This is a genomic window from Pseudoalteromonas aquimarina, assembly GCF_049257255.1.
GTDB lineage: Bacteria > Pseudomonadota > Gammaproteobacteria > Enterobacterales > Alteromonadaceae > Pseudoalteromonas.
On the sequence record NZ_JBMMUG010000019.1, the window covers coordinates 1 to 4,288 of the forward strand.

The 4,288-nt window shown below is 35.5% G+C and carries 4 protein-coding genes; 3 read left to right on the forward strand and 1 reads right to left on the reverse strand.

The window, feature by feature from the left end:
- The coding region (locus AAEU29_RS20980) for an EF-Tu C-terminal domain-related protein (protein ID WP_498049603.1) at positions 1–88 on the forward strand (88 nt) is incomplete at its 5' end.
- 171 nt (positions 89–259) lie between these two features.
- The gene (locus AAEU29_RS20985; RefSeq protein WP_421975117.1) at positions 260–2,962 is read left to right on the forward strand and encodes an ATP-binding protein; all 2,703 of its coding nucleotides are present in this window, start codon (positions 260–262) and stop codon (positions 2,960–2,962) included.
- Between the two features lie 31 nt (positions 2,963–2,993).
- Here the strand turns inward: AAEU29_RS20985 and AAEU29_RS20990 are convergent, their stop codons facing one another.
- Positions 2,994–3,404 carry a VOC family protein gene (locus AAEU29_RS20990; RefSeq protein WP_421975118.1) on the reverse strand — a complete coding sequence of 137 codons (411 nt, stop codon included), beginning with the start codon at positions 3,402–3,404 and terminating at the stop codon, positions 2,994–2,996.
- Positions 3,405–3,621: 217 nt separating this feature from the next.
- Between AAEU29_RS20990 and AAEU29_RS20995 the strand changes: the two genes are divergently transcribed.
- Positions 3,622–4,086: a hypothetical protein gene (locus AAEU29_RS20995; protein WP_421975119.1), complete on the forward strand. Its 465-nt coding sequence runs from the start codon at positions 3,622–3,624 to the stop codon at positions 4,084–4,086.
- The last annotated feature ends 202 nt before the right edge of the window (positions 4,087–4,288 follow it).

A 4,288-nucleotide genomic window follows, 5' to 3' on the forward strand; every position in this document is an offset into this window, starting at 1 on the left:
AATCGCGATGGACGAAGGTCTACGTTTCGCGATCCGTGAAGGTGGCCGTACAGTAGGTGCTGGTGTTGTAGCTTCTATCGTTGAGTAATCAACTATAGAAATGCAAACGCATTGAAAAACCCGAGCTTAGGCTCGGGTTTTTTCGTTTTGAGATAAATATTTTAGCAATCATCCCTTTTACACCATTCGGAGTAAAACAATTAAAAGCTAAATTTGTGCTATTTTTAATGAGGTAAATTATTGAAATAAGCATGAATTAATGCCAAAAATCTCTAAAACGTTATTAGACCAAACTGGCTTTGCATTTATTTTTATAGCCTTCAGCTATTTTGCATTTGGTTTAATTGGAACCTTCTTTCGTATTGAACCTGGTTTTGCAAGTGCTGTATGGCCTGCAGCAGGCTGTGCTGTGGTGTTGGTGCTCTATTTTGGCAAAAAGGCGTACTTTCCATTATTTTTAGGCGCATTATGTGCCAATTTATATAGTTCAGGTGTTTCACTAGAGCAAATCACAACTTCAGATTTATTTTGGAACGCTGTAAGAGCTTTTGGCGCATTACTTCAAGCAGTTGTCAGTTTTCATCTTCTAAAAAAGTTTTGTGATTTTCCTTTAAATCTCAATTCCGCATATTCTTTGTTGTCTATTTTATTATTGATAAGTCCTGTCGCTTGTTTAATATCAGCATCTATCGGTGCCACAAGCTTGTACCTGCAAGGTATCATCCCATTTTATATATTAGATTTTGTTTGGTTTACTTGGTGGGTTGGTGACAGTGTTGGCGTACTATTCTTTTTTCCATTGTTGGGCATCTTATTTCCATCTAAATATTTTTCTAAGATTAGTAACAGCAAACTTGTCATTTTGGTGGGTATTATTTTGCTTGCCTCTGTTTGTTTTACTTTTACCTATTCAAAAGAAGTGTATAAGAAAAATCTAAATGGAAAGTTTTCAGAAATTACAGAGAAAAAGATCTACGAACTTGAAATACTAAAAAGGCAAATCGAAAGTAACCTGTTTGCATTAGCGACACTGTTTAGAAGTGGGTTATCCCCAACAATTGATGAGTTTCAACTTATCGCTGCATCTTTAAATGATGGCATCATCCCTTATCGTGCAATTGCATGGCTTGATAGCTTAGATGTTGAGCAGCAAAAAAACTGGATTAAAAAGCAAGAGAGCCGAGGTTTAACTAATTCAAAAGTTAAAATCCTTGATGAAAATCGTTTACACACTAAAATATTTCCAATCGGTTTAACTGCACCTTATGCCAATAATAGTTTAGCTATTGGTATTGACCTTGCGAGTCACCCCGTTGCTGGTGACACCGTATTTGAAGCGATTAATGCTAGAGCTATTCGTGCTACACCACCAATTCGCTTAGCGCAACAATCTGATAAAGAAACCGGCAATGTTATTTATTATCCGGTGTTTAGTGTTGAAGATGAAAAGTTAATCGGGCTAGCTGAAATAGTAATAGAAGTTGATAAATCATTAGAGCGACTATTGATTGATAATAATGTGAGTGACGCTTATGATTTTTCAATTTTAGATATTAACTCCCCAAGTCGCCCTTATGTTGAAGGATTTAATAATAATCATTTAACATCACATGACCTGCACTTTTCTAAATCTTACGAGTTAATGTGGTTTGGTCGTAAGTGGCTAGTTAATTTTGAAAGTACAGATGGCTTTGAAAATACCAAAAAAGATTGGTTAAGTTGGTTAACTCTTATTGTTGGATTTATTGTTGCGGCTCTTGGCGTGACATTCACTCTCATTATTTCTGGCTTTAATGATCAGCTGAAGCGCAAAGTAAAAGACAAAACAACTGAACTAGCATCAGCTATTCAACAGTTGAAAAAGGCAGATCATGTTAAAAATGAATTTATAGCTAACATGAGCCATGAAATTCGCACGCCTCTTAATGTTGTACTCACCACCTTACAATTATTAAAACAATCCAAGCAAGCATTAAAAGAGCGTGAACTAATTGAGAGTGCACTGTCATCTGGTCGTACTCTTCTTACCATTATTAACGATATTTTAGATGTGTCTAAACTTGAAGCAGGCAAACTGGAGATTGAAAACACAGAATTTGACCTTGAGAAACTGGTGCTTGATACAATTAACGAACAAGCGACTATAGCTGAAACTAAAGGATTAAATTTGTCTGTTAATTCAATGCAACCTGTCGAAGGTGTTTGGTATGGCGACCCAACACGAATTAAACAAATATTAATAAACCTAATAAGTAACTCAATTAAATTTACCGATACAGGTAAAGTTGAGGTTAACGTTAGTAAATATAAGCAGGGCGTGTTGTTTGAAATTTCCGACACAGGTATTGGAATGACTCAACAGCAAATAGACAAGCTGTTTGAACGTTTTGAACAAGCCGATAGTTCGACTACTAGGCGTTTTGGTGGAACTGGTTTGGGGCTTGCCATTGTATCTCAATTGATTTACTTGATGAATGGCAGTATTGAAGTATCAAGCGAGCTAGATAAAGGAGCAAAGTTTAAAGTTAAATTACCTTTAAAACACAGTGGTAAGAAAAAGTTAGTTCAACAAAACGATGATGAACAAACAATGCCAAACTTAACAGGCAAAACGATTTTACTTGCTGAAGACAATAAAGTTAATCAAATGGTATTTAAAGCAATCATTACCCCAGCAAATGCAGAATTGATAATTGCAGAAAATGGCCGAGAGGCTATTACGTTACTTGAAACCCATAGTCCGGAGATTATTTTTATGGATATTCAAATGCCAATTATGGATGGTGAGATGGCTTGTATAAAGATTAGAGAAACGAACAAAGAAATTCCAATCGTTGCACTTACTGCAAATGTGCTAGAAAGTGATGTAGCTCGTTATTTAGCTGAAGGATTTGATGCACACCTAGCCAAACCAATCGAAATTAATAAACTAATAAAAGTGCTAAGTGATTCTCTAGCATAAGATGAGAACCACTTTCTTATTGAATGCATTCTTAGTCACTATTACGCTCATGTGGTAAATCACTTAAATACTCAACGAACTCAACTTCAAATCCATTTGGGTCAATAAAATACGCATTTTTACGAAAAGGGTGTTTGCTGCCTTTATCTATAGCAAAACCTGCAAGTTGCATGCGTTTTATCAAAGCATCTAAATTTTTTACAACATAAGCAAAGTGCGCAAGCCCAATTTGATGACCTGAGAGTTGTCTATTTATGCCCTCACCATGATCACTGAGCGCAATATAATGATAGTCATCACCAAAATGAATCCACTTACGTGGTTTACCGTTCCAATCGCCAGCGCCTTCTGAACGAATATACCAATGTGGAAAAGCGGCTTGATAGAAAGAAAGTGACTTTTTAAGGTCTGTAACAACAAGATTCACATGCTCTAAAAACATTATATTTCCTTATTTAAGTGCAGAAGTTGAAACGAAAATTGAGTGACAAGTAATTCTTTTTAAATATCGAGTAAATGAGTTCATAAAATGGCTCCTTGGTTAATTTTAGATTGCACTATAAAAGCTCAAGTTAACTTTAGGTAAAGTGTTGTTTTTATTTTTTTGAAATAATTTTTATGTGATGATTGATAAGTTGATTAATTAATGAGGCAAGTAAGTGGAAGTAGTCGTTGTAGAACAGTCCAACATGCGAGTTTATTTAAACTTATTACAAGGGTATGAAGCAGAGTTTTCAGCAATCAATGGAAAGCTACCTAACTTAATGGGGCTTTTTGATCTTGATACAGAGCTTGTTGATAATGTGTTTGGCTTAATTTGCTACATTAAAGATAGGCCCATCGGTATAGCTGCAATTAAAAAACACACAGCAGCAAGTTTTGAAGTTTCTGAATTCTATGTTGTACCAAGTGTAAGATTTAAAGGGATAGGTTGTGAATTTGCCCATTGGATTTGGCAGCATTACCAAGGAGAGTGGCAAATAAAACAAATTAAAGGTGCAGATAAAGCAATTGCATTTTGGCGAAAGGCAATAAAAAGCTATGAATCACCCTATAGTGAGAGTGTCATTGAAGATAGTTATTGGGGTGAAGTAACTCAACAAACTTTCAACTCAAGTAAATAAAAAACAGTTTTATAGTCTTAAATGCTACTTAATAGCTCACAAAACTAGCAATTATGAGCTGTTTTGTACGTATTTCACTCGAACGATCCAAAAAACTAAAAAAAGTTTGAAATAGGGGTTGATCCAAATTCGGATCTCTCTATAATGCGCCTCCACCAACACGGGGAACGACGCAGCATAGCAGCGAATCACGAGTTGGTTG

Excerpts from the sequence above, each read along its gene's own strand:
- AAEU29_RS20985 (WP_421975117.1), top strand. The coding sequence starts at position 260 with ATGCCAAAAATCTCTAAAACGTTATTAGACCAAACTGGCTTTGCATTT.
- AAEU29_RS20990 (WP_421975118.1), bottom strand. The coding sequence starts at position 3,404 with ATGTTTTTAGAGCATGTGAATCTTGTTGTTACAGACCTTAAAAAGTCA.